A 1912-nucleotide genomic window follows, 5' to 3' on the forward strand; every position below is an offset into this window, starting at 1 on the left:
CGGCTGTTGATTCACTCATCTTAGTGAGGAGCATCACGGGCACGAAAACATGCCTTGGCCAAGGGCCAAGACAGCGCCGCGCTCAGTGGTCGGGTTATAAGCCCGGCTTCCGAGGCTTGTCAACGGTCATCGTCAACAAAACGTCGCATCGTGGCAAGAATCTCGCGGTGCGAAGAAGTCCTGATTTTTCAGGGCCTCGCGCCGTACAAGAGCCACAATCCTGCGACGTTCTGACTGTCAGATAAGCAGTGAATCGCCGAATGCCAGGGTGGGCGGCCGGCGGTTGCGTCTCAAGGAACAGGCGATCTTCCATGAAGCCCTTGTCTGTTCCGATCGTCGAGCACTTTCGCAAGATCAGCGCGCCATTGACGTCCGAGATTCCGGCCAGCACTTTGGCCCATGATTCCCGGATGTTCATTGGGCACGCCAGGCTCCGGTATCGCCCCTGAAAGAGGGCGGACTTGGGAGGCCGGGCAACCGCTGGCCGCATCGAATGTGGATGGAATTTGGGGGGACGGCGGCTTGAGCCACAGGACGTCACGGGGTGGAAATTACGGACGCGAGACCGGGATGATCGATCTCGGTCACGAGCCGCCACTTTCCGTCGATGGCTCGGAGGCCGCGGTGATCGATCGCCGGCGCGTCTCGGTGCAATGGTTCAGCGGCACAATTCTGACTGGCCTGTGCGGCGCGGCTCTTATCGGCGGCGCCGTTTTCGCCTCGCTCGACGGCGAGATGACCTTCGCCAAGGTGCCGGAGCGGGTCGAGGGCGCGCTGCGCGGCGCGTTCGGCGGCAACGACCGCTTCGCCAGCCTGCACAAGAGCGACCGCCTGCCGCCGCCGGCGGATTCGACCGCCGCGCGCCAGGTGATGCGGGTCTCCACCGCCACCCGCGTCGGCAACCGCGATATCATGCGGGTGCGGCCCTACATCCGCATTTCGGGCAACCTGGCGCTGGCCACCAGCGATCTCAGCGCGAAAATCCCCCCCTATAACGCGCAGCGCATGCTGACCGATGTCGGCGTCGCAGCGCCGGTGGCCGCCGACGATCCCACCGTTGCCGACGCCATCGAGCCTGATGCGGAGGTCTCCTTCGTCACCAAGGATCTGGCCACGGTGCTGCCCAAGGCCAGGATCGCCGCCGTGGTCGCGCTCGACGAAATCCTGATGCGGGTCCGCGACGCCTCGAACTGGAAGGGCAATAGCGGGGTGCGCTACACCCTCGCCACCGCCGACGCCGGCGGCGCGCTGTCCGACGCCAAGATGGCCTATGCCACCGAGGGCAATGTCGCCGACCCCTATGCCGGATTCGAGACCCGGGTGGTCCCGGAAAACGTCACTTTGCTGGCCAAGACCAAGGACCAGGCCACCGGCGGCAATCCCACCGGCGAACGCATTTACCTCGTCAAGAAGGGCGACAGCATTCCCTCCATCCTGCGCGAGCAGGGTGCGACGCCGGAAGAAGCCAAGGCCATCGCCGCCACTCTCGGCGCCCGCGGCCGCGACGGCGGCCTCAAGGAAGGCCAGAAGATCCGCATCCTGATGGCGCCGGCCGGGCCCGGCCAGCGCCTGCAGCCCTACCGCGTGGTGGTGGCCAATGAATCCACCGTCGAGGCGGTGGCGGCGCTGTCCGATCTCGGCAAATACGTCGCGGTCGACGTGCAGAGCATGAACACCGTGGCCGAGCCCGCGAGCTCCGACGACGATGACGATGACGACGGCACGGGGGTGCGGCTCTATCAGAGCATCTACGAGACCGCGCTGCGCAACAAGGTGCCGGCCACCGTGATCGAGGACATGGTCCGCATCTACTCCTATGACGTCGACTTCCAGCGCAAGGTGCAGCCGGGCGACTCCTTCGACGTGTTCTTCGCCGGCGAGGACGAAGGCGCCACCATCACCGAAAAGACCG

1 pseudogene is annotated in these 1912 nt (G+C 65.4%); it reads left to right on the forward strand.

Annotated elements, in window-relative coordinates:
• Nucleotides 1-570: 570 nt before the first annotated feature.
• A pseudogene (locus VGP39_RS08050) lies at nt 571-1912 on the forward strand (hypothetical protein); the annotation flags it as partial.

The sequence above is a fragment of the Bradyrhizobium sp. genome (genome assembly GCF_036009065.1).
Taxonomy (GTDB): domain Bacteria; phylum Pseudomonadota; class Alphaproteobacteria; order Rhizobiales; family Xanthobacteraceae; genus Bradyrhizobium.